This is a genomic window from Pseudomonas sp. LH21 (genome assembly GCF_036549575.1).
GTDB classification, from domain to species: Bacteria; Pseudomonadota; Gammaproteobacteria; order Pseudomonadales; family Pseudomonadaceae; genus Aquipseudomonas; species Aquipseudomonas peradeniyensis.
Genome location: NZ_CP144367.1, coordinates 3,843,420 through 3,866,518, shown reverse-complemented (window position 1 = coordinate 3,866,518; position 23,099 = coordinate 3,843,420). Strand labels below are relative to the sequence as shown.

Sequence of the window (23,099 nt, the reverse complement as noted above, 5' to 3'; positions counted from 1 at the left end):
GTGTGGCCAATGCTTGCCCCGCGATGAGGCCGGTTCAGGCACTACAAAGGTTGATGATCACGCTCGCGCTTGGCCCCGGACACACTCACCGCCCCCGGCAAGCTCACGGCGTTCTTCGCCGCCAGCACTTCGGCCATCACGCTCACCGCGATTTCCGCCGGGGTCTTGCTGCCGATGTAGATGCCGATGGGCCCATGCAGGCGTTCGAGGGACTGTTCGGTTTCGCCGAAGTGATCGATCAGCCGCTCGCGGCGCAGCTGGCTGTTGCGCCGCGAGCCGATGGCGCCGATGTAGAACGCCGGGCCGTGCAGGGCTTCGAGCAGCGCCAGGTCGTCGAGCTTGGGGTCGTGGCTGACGGCGATGATGCAGGTGCGCAGGTCGGCCTTGAAGTCGCGCACCACATCGTCCGGCATGCCCTTCAGGTATTCGACGCCGGCGACCGACCAGGTGGCCATGTGCTCGGGCCGGGGGTCGCACACCGCCACCCGGAAGCCGTTGAACAGGGCCATGGTCGCCAGGTACTCGGCCAGCGCGCCGGCGCCGATCAGCAGCATGCGGTAGCCGGGGCCGAGGGTGTTGGTCATCTGCCGGCCATCGAAGCAGAACTGTTCCGGGGTGGCGGTGGGTTCGAGCTCGACCGCGCCGTCGGCCAGGGTCAGCTGGCGACGCATCAGCTGGCCGTTGTCGAGCTGCTCCAGCAGGTGTCGCAACGAGGCGATGGCGGGCATGAACTCGAGAATCAGTTCCAACGTACCGCCGCATGGCAGGCCAAAACGGTGGGCGTCATCGGCGCTGATGCCGTAGCGGATCACCTCGGGCGCCCCCTCGGGCAGGCCGGGGCCGCCGTAGGCGGTGGTGTAGCGGTGGATCAGGTCGTCCTCGATGCAACCGCCGGACACGCTGCCGACCACCCGGCCGTCGTTGCGCAGGGCCATCATCGAGCCGACCGGGCGCGGCGACGAACCCCAGGTGCGGGCGACGGTGGCGAGCAGCACGCGATGGCCGGCCTGGAGCCAGTCATGGGTGGTGCGCAGGACCAGCAGGTCGATGCTTTCCATGGTGTGTGAAACCTCGTTTTGCCGAGTGCCTATGGAGCAACTGTCTTGCTCAATTTCTGAAAGCTGACCCGATCCCTGTGGGAGCGGGTTTACCCGCGAACACGGGCGAAGCCCGTGCCATCCACCGCAGTGCCTGCTTCGCGGGTGAACCCGCTCCCACAGCACTGCTCAGCGCATATGCAGGATGATCGGGCTGCTGCTGGCCGGGTCGGTATGCCCGCGCAACGTGCCCACCGCCTTGGCCTCTACCGCGCCGCCGTGATTGCCCCACGCACTGCGGGCGAAACTCAGCACCTGGGCGATCTCCTGGTCCGACAACTGCTCGCGGAACGCCGGCATGCGGTAGGCATCCGGCACCCCGGCGGCGACGATGCGCTGCGAGCCGTTGAGGGTGATGTTGATCGCCGAGGCATTCTCCGTGGCCAGCATCGAGGTGGCGCCCGCCAGTGGCGGCATCCACTCGGCCTGGCCCTTGCCGTCCAGGCCATGGCAGCTGGCGCAGCGGGTCGCGTAGGTATGCGCCCCCGGCGTGTCGAGCCCCGTGGCAGTGGTTTGATACTGCCAGGGTGCGCCGTCACGCCCCGGGTCGCCGGGCAGCGACTTGAGGTAGCGGGCGATCGCGTTCAGGTCGTCGTCGCTCATGAACTGTGTGGAGTTGTTGAACGCCTCGGTCATCGAGCCGTACACCACCGCGTGCTTGTTCCGCCCGGTCTTGAGGAACTGCACGATCTGCGGCTCGCTCCAGCGCCCGAGCCCGGTGTTGTGGTCCTGGCGCAGGCTCGGCGCGTACCAGCCATCGAGCAGGGCGCCGGCGAGGAACGGCGCGCCGCTTTCGTCCAGGGCCTTCTCGTTGAAGGCCAGGCCCCGAGGCGTGTGGCAACTGCCGCAGTGACCGGGGCCCTGGACGATGTAGGCGCCGCGATTCCACAGCGGGTCCTGGTCGGCCTTCTGCGCATAGGCGCTGGTCGGCGCGAACAGGCCGTTCCACAGGGCAATGGGCCAGCGCAGGTTAAGCGGCCAGGGAATGTCGCTGGGGACATTGGCCTCGGCGGCCGGCTGCACGCCCTTCATGAAGAACGCATAGAGCGCCCGCACATCGTCGTCGCTGAGCTTGACGTAGGACGGGTAGGGCATGGCCGGGTACAGCCGTCGCCCACCCGGCGCGACGCCCTGGCGCACGGCGCGGTCGAAGTCGGCCAGGCTGTAGGTGCCGATGCCGTGCTCGCGGTCGGGAGTGATGTTGGTGGCATGAATGGCGCCCAGCGGCGTGTCCATTTCCAGGCCGCCGGCAAACGGCGCCTTGCCCGGCAGGCTGTGGCAGGCCACGCAGTCGCTGAGCCGGGCGACGTATTCGCCGCGGCTGACCAGGGCGGCGTCGGCGCTGTCCGTGGCGCTGAAGGGCGAGGCGGGCTCGCGGGTGACGTACCAGGCCAGCAGGCCTGCCGCGACCAGGCACGGCAAGGCCAGCCAGCCTGCGGTTCTTGCGAATCGGCTGTTGTTCATGGGCTGTCCTTGTCGTGTCAGCTGAAGGTATGGCGGCTCAGGGGCATGCTGCGCACGCGCTGGCCGGTGAGCCGTGCCACGGCGTTGGCCACCGCGGGCGCCACCGCCGGCAGCGGTGGCTCACCGATGCCGCCCATCTTCGCCCCGCTTTCGACGATGCGCACATGCACCCGGGCCATGCGCGACGGCGGCAGCACCGGGTACAGGTCGTAGTTGCGCGCCCGTGGCATGCCGTTGAGCCACACCGATTCCTCCAGCAGCACCTGGGACAGGCCCAGGGACACCGCGCCGTTGACCTGGGCCTCGATGATCGCCGGGTTGACGATGCTGCCCGGGTCGATGGCCTGCCAGATGTCGTGCACCTTGACCTGGCCGGCCTCCAGTGACACCTCGGCGATCACCGCCGCCTCCGAGCCGAACGGCGAGGCCATGGCCACGCCACGGGCGCGCTTGCTGCCGTCCTCGGCGGTGAACGGGCCGCGTTTCCAGCCACCGGACAATTCCGCCACCGCCTGCAGCAGGGTGGTCAGGCGCGGGTTGCCCTGCAGCAGTTGCAGACGCAGCTCGAAGGGGTCATGGCCGCCCTTGTCGGCCAGCTCGTCGAGGAACGACTCGTAGAAGAAGTCGTTCAGCGAGTTGCCCACCGAGCGCCAGTAGCCGAGCATGGCCGGGCCTTTGACATAGATCTGCGCGGTGCGCTTGTTGGCGATGGCGTAGGCCTTGCCCGACAGACCTTCGAGGGCGGTGGGGTCGACCTTGTCGCCCTGCTTGCCGGCGAGCGCCTCGGTCGGACCTTCGGTGGCACTGATTGCCTCGATGGCCACCGGCAGGCCTTTGTCGTCCAGGCCGGCGCGGAACTTGACCACGGCCATTGGCCGCATGGCATCGCGCAGGAACTCCTCCTCGCGGCTCCAGATCAGTTTCACCGGCCGGCCCACGGCCTTGGCCAGGGCGATGGCCTGCGGGTAGGGGTTGGCCGAGTCGTACAGGAAGTGGCGGCCGAAGAAGCCGCCGAGCAGCGGCGAGTGCAGGGTGATCCGCGCCGGGTCCAGGCCGGTGCGCTTGGCGATGTCGTCGCGGAACATGTCCTGGGCCTGGTTCGGCAGCCACACCTCCAGGCTGCCATCGGGGTTGAAACGGGCGGTGGCGGAGGGCGGTTCGAGCTGCGCGTGATTGAGGTACTGGTTGTGGTAGGTGGCCTCGACGGTGGTCTTGGCGCTGGCCAGGGCGCCCGCCACGTCGCCCTGGTTTTCCTCGTCACGGCTCGGCCCGGTCTGGGCGGCCAGGTGGTCGCGCCAGCCGTCAGTGGAAAAATCGGCGGGCATTGGCCGCACCTGGCTGTCGGCTGCCGCCTCCTTCCAGTCTACTTGCAGGGCCTCCACCGCGCGCTTGGCGTTGAACCAACGCTCAGCGACCACCGCCACGGCACCGGGCAACTGGTGCACCGAGTGCACCCCCTTCATGGTCTTGACCTGCTCTTCGTTGCGCAGGCTGCCGACGGTCATGCCCAGGCGCGGCGCATGCTGCACGGCGGCGTGGAGCATGCCGTCGACCTTGATGTCGATGCTGTAGATGGCCTTGCCGGTGGACTTGTCGTAGGCGTCGAGGCGCTTTACCGGCTTGCCGATCCAGCGGAACTGGCTGGGGTCGCGCAAGGTGACGCTGGCGGGGTCCGGCACCGGCAGGTCCATGGCCGTTTCGGCCAGTTCACCGTAGCCGAGCGAACGGCCCGAAGCGGCATGCACTACCTTGCCCGGCTCGGTGGTCAGCTCGCTCACCGGCACGCCCAACTGCTGGGCACCGGCCTGCAGCAGCATGGCCCGGGCCAGGGCGCCGAGGCGGCGCATGGTCGGGTAGCTCATGCGTACTGACATGCTGCCGCCGGTGATGCGCAGGCCGTTTTCCATCACCACGTAGGCTTCGCCGGCGGGCGCGCTTTCGACCAGGAAGCGGGCAGGATCGAGGTCCAGTTCCTCGCCGACGATCTGCGCCATGGCGGTATTGACGCCTTGCCCGCCCTCCATGAATGGGCTGAGCAGGCGCACGCTGCCGTCCGGGCGCAGCTCCAGGAAGGCCGGTACCTGGGTACCGCGCTCCGCGGTGCTGGCGGCCTGTACGCGTGGTGCGCCCACTGGCAGACCGAAGCCGAGCACCAGCGCGCCCACGGTGGTGCCGACCAGGAAGCGCCGGCGCGACAGGTTGACGGTTTCGCCTGCTGGCAGTTTCAGCAAGTCTTCGGGGGTATCGATGCGTGTGCTCATCAGGCTTTACCCCCTTCGGCCAGTTCCTGCACGGCGGCATGGATCGCGTTGTAGGTGCCGCAGCGGCACAGGTTGACCATGGCCGCGTCGATCTGCGCAGTGCTGGGCTTGGGCGTGTGCTTGAGCAGCGCGGTGGCCGCCATCACCTGGCCGGACTGGCAGTAGCCGCACTGGGCCACCTGGTGCTCGACCCAGGCGGCGACCACGCGCTTGCCCACGGCATCGTGCTCGATGGCCTCGATGGTGGTGACCTCGCGGCCGACCACGCCGGCCACCGGGGTGACGCAGGCGCGCACCACGTTGCCGTCCACCAGCACCGAGCAGGCGCCGCACTGGGCCAGGCCGCAACCATACTTGGTGCCGGTCAGGCCCAGGTCGTCGCGGATCACCCAGAGCAAGGGCGTGTCGGCGTCAGCCTCGACCTGGTAGGTCTGCTGGTTGATTCGTAGTTCCATGGGCTCACCTGCTGATCATCGGTTGTGGAAGTGGGGAATACGCTGTTCCCCAATCCAGAAACGCTAGCACAGCGGCCCATTGCGCAACCGATACACCCCGCAGATTCAGAGGATCAGGCAAGCAATCCGGCGGAATGCGCAAGTAGCCCTCAATCGATGCGCGGATGCTGCTCTGCGAGGGTCTTGCGCCTGGCCTCGAGCTCGGCGATCTGCGCGTCGATGTCCTCGATCTTCTGCTCGATGTTGTCGTGGTGCTCCTGCAGCAGTTCGCGGGCTTCCTCGATATCCGAGGCGGCCGGTGCGGCGCCGCGCAGCGGGCGGTTGGCGGTCTCCTTCATGGTCAGGCCGGTGAGCAGGCCGATCACGGCGATGACCATCAGGTAGTAGGCCGGCATGTACAGGTTGTCGCTGGTTTCCACCAGCCAGGCGGCCAGGGTCGGGGTGAGGCCGGCGATCAGCACCGAGATATTGAAGGCGCTGGCCAGGGCGCTGTAGCGGATATGGGTGGGGAACATCGCCGGCAGGGTCGAGGCCATCACGCCGATGAAGAAGTTCAGCAGCACGGCGAGGATCAACAGGCCTGCGAAGATCACCGCCAGCTTGCCGCTGGTGATCAGCATGAACGCCGGGATCGCCAGCAGGAACAGGCCGACGCTGCCGATGATGATGAACGGCTTGCGCCCCCACTTGTCGCTGAGCAGGCCGATGATCGGCTGCACGAAGAGCATGCCGACCATGATCGCGATGATGATCAGCACGCCGTGGTCCTCGCTGTAGTGCAGGTTGTGCGAGAGGTAGCTGGGCATGTAGGTGAGCAGCATGTAGTAGGTGACGTTGGTGGCGATCACCACGCCGATGCAGGTCAAGAGGCTGCGCCAGTGCTGGGTGGCGACTTCCTTGAACGACACTTTCGGGCCACTGGCCAGGCCTTCGCGGTCACCTTGCTCGAGCTTGTCGACGTGTTGCTGGAACGCCGGGGTTTCTTCCAGGGCGTGGCGCAGGTACAGGCCGATCAGGCCCAGCGGCAGGGCCAGGAAGAACGGCAGGCGCCAGCCCCATTCGAGGAACTGCTCCTCGCCGAGCACCGTCGAGATCAGCACCACCACCCCGGCGCCGAGGACGAAGCCGGCGATCGAGCCGAAGTCCAGCCAGCTGCCGAGAAAGCCGCGCTTGCGATCCGGGGCGTACTCGGCGACGAAGATCGATGCCCCGGTGTATTCGCCGCCCACCGAGAAGCCCTGGGCCATCTTCGCCAGCAACAGCAGGATCGGCGCCCAGATGCCGATGCTGGCGTAGGAGGGGATCAGGCCGATGGCGAAGGTGCTCAGCGACATGATCACGATGGTCGCGGCCAGCACCTTCTGCCGTCCGTAGCGGTCGCCCAGGGCGCCGAAGAACAGCCCGCCCAGCGGGCGGATCAGGAACGGCACGGAGAAGGTGGCCAGGGCGGCGATCATCTGCACGCCGGGGCTGGCGTTGGGGAAGAACACCTTGCCCAGGGCATAGGCGACGAAGCCGTAGACACCGAAGTCGAACCACTCCATGGCATTGCCCAGGGCGGCGGCGGTGATGGCCTTGCGCATCTTGGCGTCGTCGACGATGGTGATGTCCTTCAAGCCGATGGGCTTGACGGGTTTCCTGCGTGATTTCATGGGCCGTTGTCCTTAGAAGGCTTGGGGCGTGGCCATGGTTTGGCCAGCCTTGTACCTAGGGTCAGATACAACGGCGCGCTAAATAATTCCCTGCGGGGTCATTTGCGTGGGGTAAACCATGCACGATTCGTGTAGGAGATTGCCCAGCCCTCCGGGCTACGCTGTCGCGCAGGGAACAGAATTCCAGCGTGGGAGCGGGCTTGCCCCGCGATGCGGTGTTTGGCACCGGCTACGCCGGTGATCGCGGGGCAAGCCCGCTCCCACGCTGCCCCAATCAGATCAAAGAATTATGTTTTGTTCCATGTGAGCAGCGCTGGTCAGAGCGTGCGAGACATCAACCAATGGCTATGCCCCCAGGCCTCGAACGGCGCCATGCGCGTCCAGCCGCGCTTGGCGTAGTACGTATCCTGGTCGTGGGTATGCAGGTAGAGCGTGGCAACTCCGTTGCTGCGTGCATGCTCGCAGACACCTTCGATGAGCTGCTCCGCCAGGCCTTGGCCACGCGCCTCTGGGGCGACGAACACGCAGGCCAGCCAGGGACCGAGGTCGCTGCGCCCGGGCAGGTCGTCGCTGGCCAGGGCCGCACTGCCCAGCAGGCGGTCGCCGTCCAGGGCGACCAGGCATTGCCATTGCCCGTTGTGCTGGCCTTCGGCGAATTCACGTTGCCAGTCGGCCAGCGGCACGTCCGCGTACTCATAGTGAAACTGTTGGTGCAGCCACTGGGCGAGGGTGTCGCTGTGGGCCATGTGGTGTTTCAGCCAGTCCAGGCGGAGCATGACGATGTCCTTTTCAGGGGCAGGAGGGGCGGAGCTTTGCGCGAAGCATACACCGCGATGCGTGCTCGCCGAGGGTGATGGCGTTTTGATTTTAAGCGCACGCAGCCGCTATCCTTGCGCCTGCATTCATCAAGGAAGAACCATGCGTCTGTCGTCCTGCCTCAAATCGCTTATCGCCCTGTCACTTGCCAGCCTGCTCGGTGCCTGCTCCAACTACCACTACAAGGAGTACCAGGGTGACTGGGCGCCTGAGACGATGACGCCCTATGATCTGTCCGGCAACCAGGCCGACGCACCGGTCGTGTACTTCGCTACCGTCCGTTACCGCGCCCTGGGCGTGCCGTTCCATCGCCTGCTGCTGGCCACCCATGTCGATGACCAGTTGCTCGAAGGCGCCGGGCGGCGCTCGATCCTCGATATCGCGGGCAAGCAGGCGCTGCGGCTGACGCCGGGCAAGCACTCGCTGAGCTGGTGCTGGGCCTCGATGAACGCGTTGGGCACTGGTGGCGGCAAATGCGGTTTCACCGCGCGCGACGTCGAGTTCCGCGCAGGCAAGCGCTACATCGTCGACTTCGACACCGTCGATGCCATCAATGGCCCGCCCGGTCGAGAGACGATGACCATCACCATCACCTCCGAGATTCGCGACCTCGATACCCGAGAGGTGGTCTACCCGCCCAAGGGCAGCGAAGCGTTGACCAAGAGCATGGACGGTTGAGGATGTGCTCTGATGCAGACTTACTGGCCACTGTTCTGGCCCAATGACAGCAAAGTCGATCACAGCGCCCCGCAGGTGCGTCTCGATGCGCTGTTGCCGGTTGTCGGGGCGGTCACGCTCGCTTATTTCGAGCGCAATGAGCGCATTCAGGTTGATGAAACCGTTCGGCTCATCTGGTGCCCAAGTGTTTCCGACCTCAATGGCTGGAGTGAGCAACCTTCTGAAATCGCCTTTAGCCATGTGCTGCACGCCAGGGTGGTTGCACTCGATGCTGCCCCTGAATCGACGATCGACTCTGTGCATTTCGGTCTGCGCGGGCACATGCTGCAGGTTCTGTCCCTGGAGCGATTGCTACCGGCCTTGTGTGGATGGGCAAACGGTACCGGGGCTTGGGCGTTGCCTCAAGCAGCGACCGAGAATGGCAGCCTGCAGTTATGGGCGGAACTGAGCTGGTGCGGTTGGGCAGAGGTGGCGGGGTACATTTATCTTGTCGGTAGTACGCGAGCCGAGTCGCATCTGGAACTGATCTTCGAACGTGATGGCGATAACCTTGTCGGCTTGTTCCATGTACAGCGAAATCCAGCCGGGACCTTTTTCGACTTCGGGGCGACGTATTTCACCGAATTAGAACGTTGCTTGCTGGAGCGGGTGCTGAATAGCGCTCACCCCTTGTGTGATACTCACCCCCTTTATCTGGTGGAGTAGTCCGGTGTACAGAAAATTTGATCAGTGATACGACGTTGAGCTTTCTATTGATGTTCGCCAGACTTTCCTTCTGCTCGCAAGCCGGAAAGTTTAACCAGCAGGTCACGTACGACTAAAGTCCGGTGTCTCTCACTCGTTTCTACAAGTACCGTGGGGCCTGACAGTCATCAAGTTGGATTGTTGGACAATTCGATCTCGTCAACCCATATACCCGCTTTACTACAGGCTATCCAGTGACCCTGCGGTCATGCCCAGAGCCATGTAGTAATTAGCAGTCGTTAACTTTTCCGCGAGCGTTTCAACAAACAACGCTCAACTTTCTAAAGTTATTGCGCGTGTGCCGATAACCCTCGGTGACCGTGCTGGGAAGTTCCAAGTACTGCGATTCTCGCTGTGCCTTTGCCTGCGAATGGGTGTTGTATGTCGTACCTGTCTGCTGTTGATCGTCGTCAATTAACGCTGTCTGTCGTACTGGCGTGCCTGTGCGCCGGCAACCTGCATGCCGAGACATTTACCCCCGGCCAGGAAGTGCTGCGCCAACAGCAACAGCAGCAACACGACCTGCAGCAACTGCAACTGGAACAACGTCGCCGGCAACTGCAACGCGGCGCGTTCACCGCGCCCGACACCACCCCACAGGCTCCCAAGGCCGCGGCCCCGGATGCGCGCTGCTGGCCGCTGGCCGGGGTGCGCATCGGCGGTGTCACGTTGATCGACCGCGCCACCCTCGATGCCCGCATCGACCCCCTGGTGGCCGCGTGCATGGGCGTGGGGCAGATCAATCAGCTGCTGGCGGGCATCACCGCGCTGTACCTGGAAAAGGGCTATATCGCCAGCCGCCCCTACCTGAGCAGCGCTCCGGCGGCCGGGCAGTCGCTGGACATCCTGGTGGACGAAGGCTACCTGGAAGCCATCGAACTGGCCGACCAACGCCTGCCGGTATCCCTGGCCGGGGCCTTCCCCGGCATGCTCGGCGAGCCGTTGAACCTGCGCGACCTGGAGCAGGGCCTGGACCAGCTCAACCGCCTGCGCTCGGTCGACCTCACCGCCGACATCGCCCCCGGCAGCCAGCCGGGCGCCTCGCGGATCATCCTGCGCCCGCGCAGCGCCGGCCAGCCACGGGTTTCCGTGGGCCTGGGCCTGGACAATCTCGGCAGCGCCAGCACTGGCCGTGACCGCAGCGTGTACAGCCTGAGCCTGGACAATCCGCTGGCGCTCAACGACCTGCTCAGCCTGTCGGCCAGCGACACCCTCAACCAGGGCGATCGCTACAGCCGCAATGCCAGCCTGTACTACGCGATTCCCTACGGCTACTGGACGTTCAGCCTGTTCGCCAGCCATGCCGAGTACCGCTCGCCGATCAAGCTCAGCACCCTGACCCTGCACAGCACCGGCATCACCGACCAGCTCAGCCTGCGCGGCGAGCGCGTGCTGTGGCGCGACCAGCGCCATCAACTGAGCGCCAGCCTGCAACTGGCGCACAAGGACGTCGACAGCGAATTCGCCAAGGTCCGCCTGGACGTGCAGAGCCCGACGCTGACGGTGGCCGAGGCCGGGCTCAACCTGTTCTGGCTCGACAGTGCGGTGTGGAACCTGGACCTCAACTACGCCCAGGGACTGCACTGGTTTGGCGCCGACGACGATGCCGATCGGCCAGTGCCCGACCTGCCCATGGCGCAGTTTCGCAAGTACCGCGCCGGCCTCGGCCAATGGCGCAACGGCCAGCTGCTGGGCCAGGCCTGGCAGTGGCAGAGCCAGCTCAACCTGCAGTACAGCCCCGACCCGCTGCCGGCCATCGAGCAGTTGCTCGGCACCGACGATTCCGCCGTGCGCGGCTACCGCCTCAGCAGCCTGTCCGGGGCCAGCGGCGCGGTGTGGCGCAACACCCTGCGCCTGCCGCTGCAGCCCCAGGGGCCGCTGACCGTCACCCCGCGGCTGGGGCTGGACCACGGCTGGATCAAGGCCGACCACGGCGCTGCCAGCCAGCGCCTGAGCGGCGCGAGCCTGGGCCTGAACCTGAGCTGGAAGGCGCTGCAGCTGGACGTTGACTACCAGCGCAGCCTGACCACCCCCAGCGGTTACCACCGCGAGCCAGAGGTCTGGCTGTTCAGGGCCGCCGTGCAGATGTGAGCGCACCGAATTAGCAGTACCGACATGGAGAGTGACCTATGCCCAAGACCCCCTTTACCTTCAACCTGTCCCCGCAAGGCAAGCTGCGCTGGGCGATAGCCAGCCTGTTCCTGGCCGCGAGCCTGCCCCAGGCGCTGGCCGGCGGCGTCGTGGTCGCCCCCGGCCCCGGGGGCACGGCACAGTTGCAGACCCAGGGCGGCGTGCCCATCGTCAATATCGTCGCCCCCAACGGCGCGGGCCTGTCGCACAACCAGTTCCTTGACTACAACGTCGACCGCCAGGGCCTGGTGCTGAACAACGCCCTGCAGGCCGGCCACTCGCAGCTGGCCGGTGAGCTGGCGGCCAACCCGCAGTTCCAGGGCCAGGCGGCGAGCGTGATCCTCAACGAAGTGGTCAGCCGCAACGCATCCGCCATCAATGGCGCCCAGGAAATCTTCGGCCGCGCCGCCGACTACGTGCTGGCCAACCCCAACGGGATTTCGGTCAACGGCGCCAGCTTCATCAACGCACCCAATGCCAGCCTGGTGGTGGGCCGCCCTGAACTGGACGCGGGCCGACTCAAGGCCCTGGGCACCCAGGACGCCAACGGCCAGTTGCAGGTGCAGGGCGCCGGCCTGCGTAACGACGGCGGTTCGGTCAACCTGATCGCCCCGCACATCGACAGCCAGGGCCGTCTGGATGCCCGTGACCAGCTCAACCTCACCGTGGGCCGCAACCAGGTGGACTATGCCAGCGGCCAGGTCAAGGTCGTCGACCGCGGCGCGGCCAGTGGCGAGCAGCGTATCGATGCCAGCCTGTTCGGCGCGATGCAGGCCGGACGCATCAATATCGTCAGCACCGCGCAGGGTGCCGGGGTACGGGTCGGGTCGGGGCAGATCGACGGCCGCGACGGCGTGCGCATCGACTCGGCGGGAGACCTGAACGTCAGCGGCGCTGCCGTGGCCGACTCGCTGGAAGCGACCCGTGCCGGCGTGCGCAGCAGCCAGGGTGATGTCGAACTGCGTGGCGCCCAGGACCTGACCCTGGCCGCCGCCGACGTGGCCGGGCGTGACGTCAAGCTCGACGCCGGACGCAACCTCACCCTGAGCACCGTGCAAAGCCGCAAGCTCCAGGAAAAACGCGAGAACTGGCGCAGCGGCGCACTGGGCATCGACTGGGAGACCTACCAGCGCACCCAGACCGACAGCGACACCCGCGAGCACGCCACCCGGGTCGTGGCACAGCGTGATGCCGGGTTGCACGCCGGCCAGGATCTCACCCTCAGCGCCGCCAGCCTCGAGGCGCCCGGCAAGCTGAGCCTGGACAGCGGCGCCGACCTGCGTCTGACCGCCGCCACCGAGCGCCAGGTGCAGACCGACCAGGGCAAGCACACCAAGGGCTTCTGGAAGGCCGACTGGGACAACCGCAATGAAACCCAGCGCAGCGTCACCAGCCAGCTCAAGGGTGGCGACATCGCACTGCACGCCAAGGCCTCGGTGCTGGCCGAAGGTGCCCAGCTGACCAGTGGCCAGGACATCCGCATCGCCGGCAAGCAGGTGCAGATCAGCAACGCCTCGCGCACCGACCAGCGCGACAGCCAGAACCAGCAGAGCAAGTTCTTCGGCGTCAGCCACAACGAAGCCAAGCAGAACAGCCGGGAAAGCACCGCGGTGCGCAGCGAGCTGGTGGCCGGTGGCAACGTCGGCCTGAGCAGCGCCGAGGGCATCGACGTGGTCGGCTCGACGGTCAAGGCCACCGGTGCGCTGAACGCTGAGGCGGCGGGCGATCTGAAGGTCGCCTCGGCCCAGGACACCCGCGAACACAACAGCGCCAGCAGCAGCCGTGGCTTCGTTGCGTCGGCCAAGGAGACCGCGCCGGGCTCCGGGCAGTATCGTGCTGGCGTCGGCTATGCGAGCGATCGTCAGAGCACCAGTGGCAGCCAGGTCAGCCAGCAGGGTTCCAGCCTCAGCGGCAGCGAAGTTCAGTTGACCGCCGGCGGTGACCTGAGCGTCAAGGGTGCAGCGGTGAAGTCCACCGCGGGCGATACCACCCTGGCCGGCAAGCAGGTGTCGCTGCTGGCCGAGCAGGACAGCCGCAGCGAGTCCCGCGACAGCAGCCACACCGGCGGTGGCGTCTACCTTACCGCCGGCCTGGACCGTGCCGGCGCCGGGGTCGACTTCGCCCATGGCACCCAGCAGGACACTTCCAGCAGCACCACGGCGAAGACCACCGGCCTCGACAGCGCCGGCAGCGTGAAAATCAAGGCCGACACCCTGGCCAGCGAAGGCGCGCAGGTGAACAGCGCCGGCACCCTGAGCATCAGCGCAGGCCAGGTGGACAACCGTGCGGCCCGCGACACCACCAGCAGCAGCCACCAGCAGAGCAGCTGGACGGCGGATGTCGGTGTCAACGTCGAGTACAAGGACATCGCCCGGCCGATCGCCGGGGCGGTCAAGGACGTGGTGGACGGCAAGGTATCGGTCAAGGATGCGCTCGACGGCAAGCTGCCGCTCAACGACGTCAAGGACGTGCTGGACGGCAAGACTTCGCTGACCGCCGCGCTGGGCAAGCTCGGCACGCCGAACCTGGGCGTCGACCTGGCCGTGGGCCATGCCAGCCAGCAACAGGGCGAGCAGACCGGCACTGCGGTGGTCAGCCAGTTCAATGGCCAGGGCGTGCAGCTGGACGTGGCCGGCGCGCTGAAGGACCAGGGCTCCCGCTACAACGCCAACGGCGGCGCGCTGGACATCAAGGCCGGTTCGTTGCAGGCCGACGCGGCCAGCAACACCCACAGCCGCAACGAGCAGCAGGTGAACGCTGATGTGTCCGCCCGGATCTACACCAAGACCGGCGAGGACCTCAACGTGACCGCCAATGGTTCCGGTGGCAGCAAGCACCTGAGCGAAGATACATCCACTGCCGTGGTCGGTACGTTCAGTGGCAACCAGGGCCTGAACATCCAGGTCGGTGGCGATGCCCGCTTCGAAGGCAGCCGTCTCGACGGTGGCCAGGGCGCGGTGGCGGTCAACACCGGCGGCAAGCTGGCCCTGGACCAGGCCAGCAACCAGGCGCGTCGCGACACCGGCAGCCTCGGTGGCAGCGGCTCGCTGACCGTGGGTACCTTGCCGGTGGGCGACAAGGTCGACCTGGGCGCTGGGTTCCAGCTGGACCATGCCGGCGAGCACAGTGTCGACAGCAAGGCCCAGGTGGCGAGCATCAGCGGCAACGGCCCGGTGCGCCTGGGCAGTGCTGGCGACCAGACCTTGCAGGGCACGCGCATCGACGCGAACGGCCCGGTCGAACTCAAGGCCGGTGGCGCCCTCGACCTGCAGGCCGCCAGCGACACCCGGACCGTCAGCGGCAGTCATCTGGGCGGTGGCCTCAACCTCGGTGGCAAGGCTGCCACCGGTGAGCAGGGCCGTGACCTGAGCGGCAAGCTGGGCGGCAACTTCAATGTGGGCCAGACCAACGAACGCTCGCAGACCCTGGCCGGCGGTCAGCTGAACAGCCGTGGCAACGTGGACCTGGCCGGCCAGTCGGTGCATCTGCAGGGCACCCAGGTCGGTGCCACGGCCGTCAACGTCGGCGCAGGCGAGGGTGGCCTGGCGCTGGAGTCGGCGCAGTCCACCCAGGGTCGTACCAACTGGGGCGTCGAGGTGAAGGCCGGGAGCAACCTGAGCCGAAATACACCGGCGGACGCCGGGCAAAAGGTCAGCTCGTCCCATGACTTCGACCTGGGCGGCAAGGTGCAGGTGGACCATCTGCAGGCCACCACCCAGCAGAACAGCCATATCACCGCTGGCGATGTGACCCTGAACAGTGCCGGTGCGGCGCAACTCAGCGGCGCCCGGGTCGACGGCCAGCAGGTCGGCGGCAAGCTGGCGGGCGGGTTGACGGTAGCGGAACGCCAGGACACCACCACCTCGGTGCGGGTCGACCTGGGCGCGGGCCTGGCCGGCAAGCCGGGCGAGGCGAAGGAGGGCCAGGAGAAGCCAGGCTTCGACTACACGCCATCGTTCAATGCCCAGGGCGAGTTCGTGCGCAAGGCCGGGGTCACGCAGGCTTCGGGCATCGCGGCGCAGCGTGGGCTGGAGCTGCAGGTCAAGGGCGTGGAGCAGGGCGGTACCACGCTCGGGGCCGAGGTCAAGCCGCTCGGCTACCAGGTCAAGGCCACCCTTGACCTGCCCAAGCTGCCGGAGGCCGGCCTGCCCAGCGTGTCGCTGGAAGGCGGCAAGCTGAAGGTCGGGCCGGTGACGGTCGAAGGCCAGGTTGATGGCCTGACCAACAAGGGCTGACAGGGCGCGCCTCGTGCCCCCAACCTGAAGAGAGACTACGTGGGAGCGGGCTAGCCCCGCGATCACCGGCAACGCCGGTGCCATGCACCGCACCGCCTGAATCGCGGGGCAAGCCCGCTCCCACGCAGCGCTCGTCATCTTCTGCCCCCTGCAAGCGGGCTAGTCCCGCTTTGCAGGCTTGTCCGATCCCACCCCCCTCGCTGTCCGCCATTGCCCTGAACCGCCTGCCCGTCCCCGCCGTACTGTTGCCCCCTACCCACCACAAGAAAACACCGTGCCCGATCACGGTAGAAGAGGGGAGCACCATGCCGTTTTTCCCACCGCTGCCGTGCGCAGCCGCCCTGACCACCCTGGCCCTGCTGCTCGGCGGTTGCCGCGACGACAGCAAACCCGCCGCCAGCCTGGCCGCCCCTGCGGACCCTGCGTTGGCCGCGCTGTACGCCAGCACCTGCCAGACCTGTCACGCCAACCCCGCGTCCGGCGCGCCCTTGGCAGGCGACGCTGCGGCCTGGGCGCCGCGCCTGGCCCAGGGCGTCGACCGCCTGCTGGAGCACAGCATCAACGGCTACCAGGGCATGCCGCCCATGGGCCTGTGCATGCAGTGCAGCGAGGCGCAGTTCCTTGCCCTGATCGGCTACATGTCCGGCCAGCCCCTCCACTGAGCGCAAGGTACTCCCATGACGATTCACCTGTCCCGTCGTCGCTGGCTGCAACACACCAGCGCGGCCTGCGCGTTGCTCGCGCTTTCCGCCAATCCGGCACTGGCACAACTGTTGCGCGCGCCACGGCTGATCCCTTGGCGCAACTGGTCCGGCGCGCAGAGCTGCCTGCCCGAGGCGCGGCTGGCGCCGCAGAGCCTCGACGAACTGGCCCAGGCCATCCGCCAGGCCCCCGGCAGGGTGCGTCCGGTCGGTTCGGGGCACTCCTTCAGCGCCCTGGTGCCCAGCGACGGCACCTTGCTGTCGCTGGGCTACTTCAACGGCTTGCTCGACCACGACCCCACCACCCTGCAGGCCGAGTTCGCCGCTGGCACGCCGATGTCGGCGATGGGCGCGGCGCTCAAGGCGGTCGGCCAGGCGCTGCCGAACATGGCCGACATCGACTACCAGACCCTGGCCGGCGCGATCGCCACCTCGACCCATGGCACCGGCGTCGGCTTTGGCTCGTATTCCTCGAAGGTCACCGGCCTGCAACTGGTCACCGCCAGCGGCGAGGTCCTCGACTGTGACAGCCATCGGCACCCCGAAGTGTTCGCCGCGGCGCGGGTGTCCCTCGGCGCGCTGGGCGTGGCCACGCGGATCCGCCTGCAGAACCGCGAGGCCTTCCGCCTGCGCGAACGGCAATGGATCGCCCGCACCGACGAATTGCTGGAGGACGTGGAGAAGAACACCCGGGAAAACCAGCATTGGGAAATGCTGGTGATCACCCATTCCGACTATGCGCTGTCCATCGCCCTCAACGAGACCAATGATGCCGCCACCGCTGACCAGGATACGGCCGGCGGCAGTGGCAACGAATTCGTCAGCCTGATCGAGAAGCTCGACAAGTACGGCAGCGACTTTCCCGAAGCCCGGCGCCTACTGCTCAACAGCCTGCGGCATGTCGCCAGCTTCGACGAGCGGGTCGGTGACTCGTACGAGATCTTCGCCAATGTGCGCAACGTGCGCTTCAACGAGATGGAGTACTCGGTGCCCGCCGAGCACGGCCCGGCCTGCCTGCGGGAGATCCTCGCGCTGATCCGCGAGCGCGACCTGCAAACCTGGTTTCCCATCGAGTACCGCTACGTCAAGGCCGATGATATCCCGCTGAGCATGTTCGAAGGGCGCGACAGTTGCTCGATCTCGGTGCACCAGCACTACAGCATGGACCACCACAATTTCTTCGCCGCCATCGAGCCGATCTTCTGGAAATACGCCGGGCGCCCGCACTGGGGCAAGCTGCACACCCTCAATGCGCGCACCCTGCAGCCGCTGTACCCGCGCTGGAAGGCGTTCACCGAGGTGCGCCAGGCGCTGGACCCGACAGGCAAGTTCCTCAATGGCCACCTGGCCTCGATCCTCGGCGTGGCCTGAGCACAAGGAGATGTGATGAACAGACGCAAATTCCTGGTCGGCGCGGCCGGTGCCGGCGTGCTGCTGGCCGCTGCCGGCGCCTGGCTGCGCCCTGGCGCCCAAGGGGCGCCGCACGACGACTATTTCGCCAGGTTGCAGCGCGAGCTGCGCGAGCACGGGCCGATGCGCCCGGTGATGCTGATCGACCTCGACCGCCTGGACCACAACATCGATGTGGTGACCCAGTCGGTGCGCCGTGCCGGCAAGCAGCTGCGCCTGGTGGAGAAGTCGCTGCCCTCGCCGCAGTTGCTCGACTACATCGCCCGGCGTGCCGATACCCGCCGGCTGATGTCGTTTCACCAGCCGTTTCTCAACCACGATGCGCTGCGCTTCCCCGAGGCCGACATCCTGCTTGGCAAGCCGCTGCCGGTGCGTTCGGCGCAGCTGTTCTATGAAGCGCATCGCGGCGCATTCGACCCGGCCAGGCAACTGCAGTGGTTGCTCGACACCCCCGAGCGCCTGCAACAGTACCTGGCGCTGGCCCAGGGACTGGGCACCCGGCTGCGGATCAATATCGAGCTGGATGTCGGCCTGCACCGTGGCGGGGTCAAGGACTCGGCGCAGCTGGAGCGGATGCTGGCCATCATCGCCGCCAATCCCCGGCACCTGGCCTTCGCCGGCTTCATGGGCTACGACCCCTTCGTCGGCATGGGCGTGCCGGGTATCCTCGGATCACCACAGGCGCTGTTCGCCAAGGTCATGGGCTTGTACGACGGCTTCGTCGACCATGCCCGCAGCCGCTACCCCGGGTTGTGGCACTCGGACCTGACGCTCAACACCGCCGGCAGCCCGAGCTACCGCATGCACGAGCACGAACGCACCAGCAGCGAGGTATCGGTGGGCTCGGCATTGCTCAAGCCCACTCACTACGACCTGCCGTCGCTGCAGGACCACCAGCCGGCGGCCTATATCGCCACGCCGGTGATCAAGCGCACGGGTGCGGTGCAGATTCCGGCGCTGGACGGCAAGTCGGCGTTGTTCGCCTGGTGGGACCCGAATCAGCGCGAGACCTTCTTCATCTATGGCGGCAACTGGCTGGCCGAGCCCGAGTCGCCCAAGGGGCTGCGCTTCAACGGCCTGTACGGGCGCAGCTCCAACCAGGAAATGCTCAATGGCTCGGCGGCGGTGGGCCTGCAGGTCGACGACCAGGTGTTCCTGCGCCCGACCCAGTCCGAGGCGATCCTGCTGCAGTTCGGTGACTTGCTGGCGGTACGCGGCGGGCGGATTGTCGAGCGCTGGCCGGTGTATGCGTAGTGGGTTGCTGCGCAGTCAATAACTCATGCATTCCCCTGAATGGGCCATCCCTTTCAAGTTCAAGATTGCCGGGGTCGCTTTGCGACCCTTTCGCGGCACAAGGCCGCTCCTACAGGCGACCGCACTCCCTGTAGGAGCGGCCTTGCCGAGGCGTCGGACCGGCCGGAAAGGGCTGCAAGGCAGTCCCGGCGATCAAGGCGTAAACGCTGAAAATAGCAACGGATCGGCCCTCACAAACTAAACGGCAAACTCAGCTTGACCCACAGCATCTCCCCCTCCGGCCTGTTGCGCACCGCGAACTCCTTGGCCCAGCGCGCCTCGATGCTGGCGTACTCGAGGAAGGTGTAATGCAGCGCCGGGCCGATGGCGAACACCTGCCCGCGCACCCCATCATCGACATCCTCACCCATGAAGCTCACGGTCCTGCCGAACTGCTTGTCGTCGGTAGTCTGCTTCACGTAGTAGCCATTGATCCCCAAGCGCAGGTTGTCGGTCACTCGGTAGCTGGCCGAATAGTCGAAATGGAACAGCTGCCCCGAGCGGTAGTCAGTGTCGTGGTTCTCTTCGTTGAAGCTGTAGGTGGCCTTGACCGATACCTCACTGCGTTCACTGGGCAGCCAGGTCGCCGACAGCAGCGGCTTGTAGGTATAGAAGTTGTTGCTGGTGTTGGCCATGCGCGTGGCTTCGTAGTCGCCGGTGGGCAGGGTGATCTCCAGCGCCGCGCCGAGGGTGAGGTCCGCGCCCATGTCCCACAGGATGATCGGTGCGATGGTGACATCGCCCTGGCTCTCGCGGCGGCTGCGCTGGCCGAACATCGCTACCTGCTGGCGCATGTAGGGCTGCGCCACGTAGCCGCCGACACGCCCGCCGAACAGGCGCAGCGGGCTGAGGTAGTCCAGCCGCGGGATGATCGCATCGGAGGTGATCTTCACCTGCTCGACCTTGCCGCCGAGCGAGCTGATATCCAGCTTTCGCGCCTGGTAGTGGTTGTAGTAGAGGTTGAAGGCGAACATGTGCGCCGGCAACTGGTCGACGTTCAGCGGCAGGACGAAGAAACCGTCGGTGCCGGGGCCGATGTTGTCCACGCCATTTTCGGTGGCATGGGCGGGGAGAGTGAGGCTGGCGCTGAGCATGCAGGCGGCTGCCGGGGGCAGCCAGGCGTGGCGGGTCGGGTTCATGGTCGGGCTCGTTCTTATTGTTGTGGGCGAGCGGCGTCGTGCCGCCCTATACAAATAAGCGCTGGCCGCCAGGGGGCGCAGGGCCGTGCCGGACAGGCAGGGGGGCTTTGCCGGACACTCTGCAATATTTTGTTACTCTCGCCGTCGGGGCGCGCCCCTGCGCGATATGATGACGGCGCCGAGCGCAGTGCCCCCGACAATTAGAACTTCAGGCGCCTCGGCCCGGGAGTAGCCTTTCATGCCCAGTACCCCCCTCGACCCGCAACTCGACCTGGCGCTGGCGTCGCCGTTCATGTTGCAGACCCTGGTCCAGCTCGCCAGCGACCGTGGCCTGGACGGCGAGCGGCTGTGCCGCGGCCTGGGCTTCACCCCGGCTGAGCTGCAGGACCCGGCCCAGCGCATCGCCTGTCGCCAGGCCGTGGCACTGATCCAGCGCACCCTGCAGGCCTTGCCCGGGCAGGGCCTGGGGTTGTGGGTCGGGCATCGCAACGTACTGGGCACCCTGGGCCTGCTGGGGCACGTGCTGTCGCTGTGCCGGACCCTGCGCGATGCCTTCGAGGTGGGCGTGCGCTACCAGCATGCCAGTGGCGGCATCGCGGTCTACAGCCTGCACGAAGGCGCGCAGGAGACCTTTATCGAGGTCGACTGCCGGCTGCCCTACGCCGAGATCCAGGTGTTCGCGGTGGAGGAGTTCTTCGCCAGCATGCTGGTCTACGGCCGGGCGCTGATCGGTGCCGAGTTCCAGCCGTTGCGCTTCGAGTTCACCCATGCCGCGCCGGCCTATCGGGACAGCTACGTGCAACTGTTAGGGCCGGCGGTGACGTTCGGCTGCCTGCACAACCGCATGGTGATCGCCAGCGGCTGGCTCGACCAGCCGTTGCCCGGCCATCAGCCGGTCGCCCTGCGCCAGGCGCTCAAGCTGCTGGAGCTGGAGTGCGCGCCGTTGCAGCACAAGGCCAGCCTGCTTCAGAGCGTGGAGCGCGCCATCGCCCGCGATCTGCCTGAGGGCTGCCGGATCGACAGTGTCGCCGCCGACCTCAACATGAGCAGCCGTACCCTGCGCCGGCACCTGACCGAGCACGGCGTGACCTTCGAAGGTTTGCAGGAGCAGGTGCGCCAGTCGCGGGCGATGAGCCTGCTGGGCAATCCGAACATGCCCATCGAACGCATTGCCGAGGCGCTGGGCTACAGCGATGTGCGCGGCTTTCGTCGGGCGTTCAAGCGCTGGACCGGACAGAGCCCCTCGGCCTGGCGCGACAGTCCGGTCCTTTAGGATGTTCGCTCAGACCGCCGAGAACACCGACCCGGTCATCCGCTCGCTCAGCAGCTCCAGCGCGCGCAGCCCCGCCAGCGAGTTGCCCGAGGCGTTCAGCGCCGGCGACCACACGCAGATGCTGTAGCGCCCCGGCACCACCGCGACGATGCCGCCGCCTACGCCGCTCTTGCCTGGCAGGCCGACCCGGTAGGCGAAGTTGCCGGCCTCGTCATACAGCCCGCTGGTGGCCATGATCGCATTCACCTGCTGCGCCTGGCGCGGGCTGAGCACCTGCTCGCCGCTGTGCGGGCAGTAGCCGCTGTTGGCCAGGAAGGCAAAGCCGCGCGCCACGTCGGCGCAGCTCATCGACAGCGCGCAATGGTGGAAGTAGCTGCGCAGCACCGCATCGACATCGTTGTGGAAGTTGCCGAAGGCCTGCATCAGGTAGGCCATGGCCGCGTTGCGCGCGCGGTGCTGGTATTCCGACTCGGCCACCACGGTGTCGCTGACGATGCGCGGGTTGGCCGCCAGGCGGCGGACGAAGTCGCGCATCGACAGGGTGGGCGTGGCATAGCGCGACTGGTTGATGTCACAGATCACCAGCGCCCCGGCATTGATGAACGGGTTGCGTGGCCGGCCTTTTTCCACCTCCAACTGCACCAGCGAGTTGAACGCCTGGCCCGAAGGTTCGTAGCCCAGCCGCGACCAGATGTCCTCGCCGCTGTGGTTGATCGCCTGCACCAGGCTGAACACCTTGGAAATGCTCTGGATCGAGAACGGCGTGTGCGCGTCACCCGCGCAGTGCAACTGGCCGTCCAGGCTCTGCACGGCGATGCCCAGCTGGTTCGGGTCGACCTGGGCGAGGGCGGGGATGTATTGCGCCACCTGGCCCTGGACGAGCAGGGGGCGGACGTGGTCGAGGATCTCTTGCAGGAGTGCTTGCATCGGGAAACCTGGTGCGAAGGAAAGGCGCGATCGAAACGTTCAGGTAGACGATGGCTGCAGGCTGCGGAGCACATCTGTTCGCGTTGGCTCGCGTGATGATGCGCAACCTGTAGGAGATCACACAGCCCTTCCGGGCTACGATGTCGCGCGGGGCACAGGGTTCCAGCGTGGGAGCGGGCTTGCCCCGCGATGGCGTCGGCGTGACAAGATTGTGGCTGCCGACGCCGTCGCGGGGCAAGCCCGCTCCCACAGGGAATGGTTCCCTGTGGGATAGAGCAGCCCGGAAGGGCTGGGTGATCGCCTATAGTGACCGTGTTTACGCGTTGGAGGTTGCCTCGAACGCCGTGGAGTATTGCACGCTGCCCTGCGGTACATCACCGCTGAAGGCCAGGGCCTGGAAGTACTCGGCCGGCACGCCCGGCAAGCTCAAGCCCGGTTGGGCCTTGAAACCGAAGCGGCCATAGTACCCCGGGTCGCCCAGCACCACGCAGCCCTGGCCTCCCAGGCCGTGCAGGCGGGCCAGCGCGGCGTTGATCAGCGCCGAGCCGATGCCCTGGCCCTGGCGCTGCGGCAGCACCGAGACCGGTCCCAGCCCGTACCAGCCCTCGGCACCGGACGACAGGGTCACCGGGGAGATCGCCACATGGCCGACGATGACACCGGCCTCCACGGCCACCAGCGATACCGTGAGCGCTCCGGCGCGGCGCAGGGCGGTGACGATGAACTGCTCGGTGTGGCTGCTGTGTTCGGCGTTGGCAAAGGCGGCCTCGGTCAGCTGGCCGATGGTGGTGGCATCCTCCGGGCGCTCGTCGCGCAGGCTGATG

At 66.8% G+C, this 23,099-nt stretch carries 17 protein-coding genes; 8 read left to right on the top strand and 9 right to left on the bottom strand.

Annotated elements, in window-relative coordinates:
- Positions 1–41 precede the first annotated feature (41 nt).
- The 6 genes from VUG52_RS17535 to VUG52_RS17510 all read right to left on the bottom strand — a co-directional run bounded on the left by VUG52_RS17535 (position 42) and on the right by VUG52_RS17510 (position 7,705).
- Entirely contained in the window at positions 42–1,058 is a 1,017-nt protein-coding gene (locus VUG52_RS17535) for an XdhC family protein (protein WP_050706439.1), read from the bottom strand.
- 168 nt (positions 1,059–1,226) lie between these two features.
- Positions 1,227–2,561, bottom strand: a complete 1,335-nt coding sequence (locus VUG52_RS17530; protein ID WP_050706438.1) for a c-type cytochrome — start codon at positions 2,559–2,561, stop codon at positions 1,227–1,229.
- A 17-nt stretch (positions 2,562–2,578) separates the two neighbouring features.
- Positions 2,579–4,822: a xanthine dehydrogenase family protein molybdopterin-binding subunit gene (locus tag VUG52_RS17525; RefSeq protein ID WP_050706437.1), complete on the bottom strand. Its 2,244-nt coding sequence runs from the start codon at positions 4,820–4,822 to the stop codon at positions 2,579–2,581.
- Entirely contained in the window at positions 4,822–5,277 is a 456-nt protein-coding gene (locus VUG52_RS17520; protein WP_050706436.1) for a (2Fe-2S)-binding protein, read from the bottom strand. The genes VUG52_RS17525 and VUG52_RS17520 overlap by 1 nt, the downstream gene beginning before the upstream one ends.
- A 149-nt stretch (positions 5,278–5,426) precedes the next feature.
- Positions 5,427–6,929: a glycine betaine/L-proline transporter ProP gene (gene proP, locus VUG52_RS17515; protein ID WP_050706435.1), complete on the bottom strand. Its 1,503-nt coding sequence runs from the start codon at positions 6,927–6,929 to the stop codon at positions 5,427–5,429.
- A 317-nt stretch (positions 6,930–7,246) separates the two neighbouring features.
- Positions 7,247–7,705: a GNAT family N-acetyltransferase gene (locus VUG52_RS17510; protein WP_050706434.1), complete on the bottom strand. Its 459-nt coding sequence runs from the start codon at positions 7,703–7,705 to the stop codon at positions 7,247–7,249.
- Between the two features lie 142 nt (positions 7,706–7,847).
- Between VUG52_RS17510 and VUG52_RS17505 the strand changes: the two genes are divergently transcribed.
- The 7 genes from VUG52_RS17505 (at position 7,848) to VUG52_RS17475 (ending at position 18,897) form a co-directional block, all read left to right on the top strand.
- A complete protein-coding gene (locus tag VUG52_RS17505) occupies positions 7,848–8,423 on the top strand; it encodes a hypothetical protein (RefSeq protein WP_050706433.1) in 576 nt (191 codons plus the stop codon).
- Between the two features lie 12 nt (positions 8,424–8,435).
- A complete protein-coding gene (locus VUG52_RS17500; protein ID WP_050706432.1) occupies positions 8,436–9,128 on the top strand; it encodes a hypothetical protein in 693 nt (230 codons plus the stop codon).
- A gap of 420 nt (positions 9,129–9,548) precedes the next feature.
- Entirely contained in the window at positions 9,549–11,258 is a 1,710-nt protein-coding gene (locus tag VUG52_RS17495; protein ID WP_050706431.1) for a ShlB/FhaC/HecB family hemolysin secretion/activation protein, read from the top strand.
- Positions 11,259–11,296: 38 nt separating this feature from the next.
- A complete protein-coding gene (locus VUG52_RS17490) occupies positions 11,297–15,532 on the top strand; it encodes a hemagglutinin repeat-containing protein (protein ID WP_050706430.1) in 4,236 nt (1,411 codons plus the stop codon).
- Positions 15,533–15,837: 305 nt separating this feature from the next.
- Positions 15,838–16,194 carry a c-type cytochrome gene (locus tag VUG52_RS17485; protein ID WP_050705158.1) on the top strand — a complete coding sequence of 119 codons (357 nt, stop codon included), beginning with the start codon at positions 15,838–15,840 and terminating at the stop codon, positions 16,192–16,194.
- Between the two features lie 15 nt (positions 16,195–16,209).
- Positions 16,210–17,604 carry a D-arabinono-1,4-lactone oxidase gene (locus VUG52_RS17480; RefSeq protein ID WP_050705159.1) on the top strand — a complete coding sequence of 465 codons (1,395 nt, stop codon included), beginning with the start codon at positions 16,210–16,212 and terminating at the stop codon, positions 17,602–17,604.
- 15 nt (positions 17,605–17,619) lie between these two features.
- Complete coding sequence (locus VUG52_RS17475) at positions 17,620–18,897, top strand: DSD1 family PLP-dependent enzyme (protein ID WP_050705160.1); 1,278 nt, start codon at positions 17,620–17,622, stop codon at positions 18,895–18,897.
- 230 nt (positions 18,898–19,127) lie between these two features.
- On the opposite strand, the gene VUG52_RS17470 is transcribed toward VUG52_RS17475, so the two are convergent.
- Entirely contained in the window at positions 19,128–20,075 is a 948-nt protein-coding gene (locus VUG52_RS17470; RefSeq protein WP_423812671.1) for a SphA family protein, read from the bottom strand.
- A gap of 238 nt (positions 20,076–20,313) precedes the next feature.
- Here VUG52_RS17470 and VUG52_RS17465 point away from each other — a divergent pair, with 238 nt between their 5' ends.
- The gene (locus VUG52_RS17465) at positions 20,314–21,348 is read left to right on the top strand and encodes an AraC family transcriptional regulator (protein ID WP_262951349.1); all 1,035 of its coding nucleotides are present in this window, start codon (positions 20,314–20,316) and stop codon (positions 21,346–21,348) included.
- A gap of 9 nt (positions 21,349–21,357) precedes the next feature.
- Here the strand turns inward: VUG52_RS17465 and glsB are convergent, their stop codons facing one another.
- Together glsB and VUG52_RS17455 are read right to left on the bottom strand one after the other, a co-directional pair.
- The gene (gene glsB, locus VUG52_RS17460) at positions 21,358–22,275 is read right to left on the bottom strand and encodes a glutaminase B (protein ID WP_028691427.1); all 918 of its coding nucleotides are present in this window, start codon (positions 22,273–22,275) and stop codon (positions 21,358–21,360) included.
- Positions 22,276–22,591: 316 nt separating this feature from the next.
- Positions 22,592–23,098 carry a GNAT family N-acetyltransferase gene (locus VUG52_RS17455; RefSeq protein WP_262951374.1) on the bottom strand — a complete coding sequence of 169 codons (507 nt, stop codon included), beginning with the start codon at positions 23,096–23,098 and terminating at the stop codon, positions 22,592–22,594.
- Between the last annotated feature and the right edge of the window lies 1 nt (position 23,099).

Coding starts and splice junctions, on each gene's coding strand:
- VUG52_RS17535 (WP_050706439.1), bottom strand. CDS start 1,058: ATGGAAAGCATCGACCTGCTGGTCCTGCGCACCACCCATGACTGGCTC.
- VUG52_RS17530 (WP_050706438.1), bottom strand. CDS start 2,561: ATGAACAACAGCCGATTCGCAAGAACCGCAGGCTGGCTGGCCTTGCCG.
- VUG52_RS17510 (WP_050706434.1), bottom strand. CDS start 7,705: ATGCTCCGCCTGGACTGGCTGAAACACCACATGGCCCACAGCGACACC.
- proP (WP_050706435.1), bottom strand. CDS start 6,929: ATGAAATCACGCAGGAAACCCGTCAAGCCCATCGGCTTGAAGGACATC.
- VUG52_RS17490 (WP_050706430.1), top strand. CDS start 11,297: ATGCCCAAGACCCCCTTTACCTTCAACCTGTCCCCGCAAGGCAAGCTG.
- VUG52_RS17500 (WP_050706432.1), top strand. CDS start 8,436: ATGCAGACTTACTGGCCACTGTTCTGGCCCAATGACAGCAAAGTCGAT.
- VUG52_RS17495 (WP_050706431.1), top strand. CDS start 9,549: ATGTCGTACCTGTCTGCTGTTGATCGTCGTCAATTAACGCTGTCTGTC.
- VUG52_RS17505 (WP_050706433.1), top strand. CDS start 7,848: ATGCGTCTGTCGTCCTGCCTCAAATCGCTTATCGCCCTGTCACTTGCC.
- VUG52_RS17480 (WP_050705159.1), top strand. CDS start 16,210: ATGACGATTCACCTGTCCCGTCGTCGCTGGCTGCAACACACCAGCGCG.
- VUG52_RS17470 (WP_423812671.1), bottom strand. CDS start 20,075: ATGAACCCGACCCGCCACGCCTGGCTGCCCCCGGCAGCCGCCTGCATG.
- VUG52_RS17525 (WP_050706437.1), bottom strand. CDS start 4,822: ATGAGCACACGCATCGATACCCCCGAAGACTTGCTGAAACTGCCAGCA.
- VUG52_RS17520 (WP_050706436.1), bottom strand. CDS start 5,277: ATGGAACTACGAATCAACCAGCAGACCTACCAGGTCGAGGCTGACGCC.
- VUG52_RS17485 (WP_050705158.1), top strand. CDS start 15,838: ATGCCGTTTTTCCCACCGCTGCCGTGCGCAGCCGCCCTGACCACCCTG.
- VUG52_RS17465 (WP_262951349.1), top strand. CDS start 20,314: ATGCCCAGTACCCCCCTCGACCCGCAACTCGACCTGGCGCTGGCGTCG.
- VUG52_RS17475 (WP_050705160.1), top strand. CDS start 17,620: ATGAACAGACGCAAATTCCTGGTCGGCGCGGCCGGTGCCGGCGTGCTG.
- glsB (WP_028691427.1), bottom strand. CDS start 22,275: ATGCAAGCACTCCTGCAAGAGATCCTCGACCACGTCCGCCCCCTGCTC.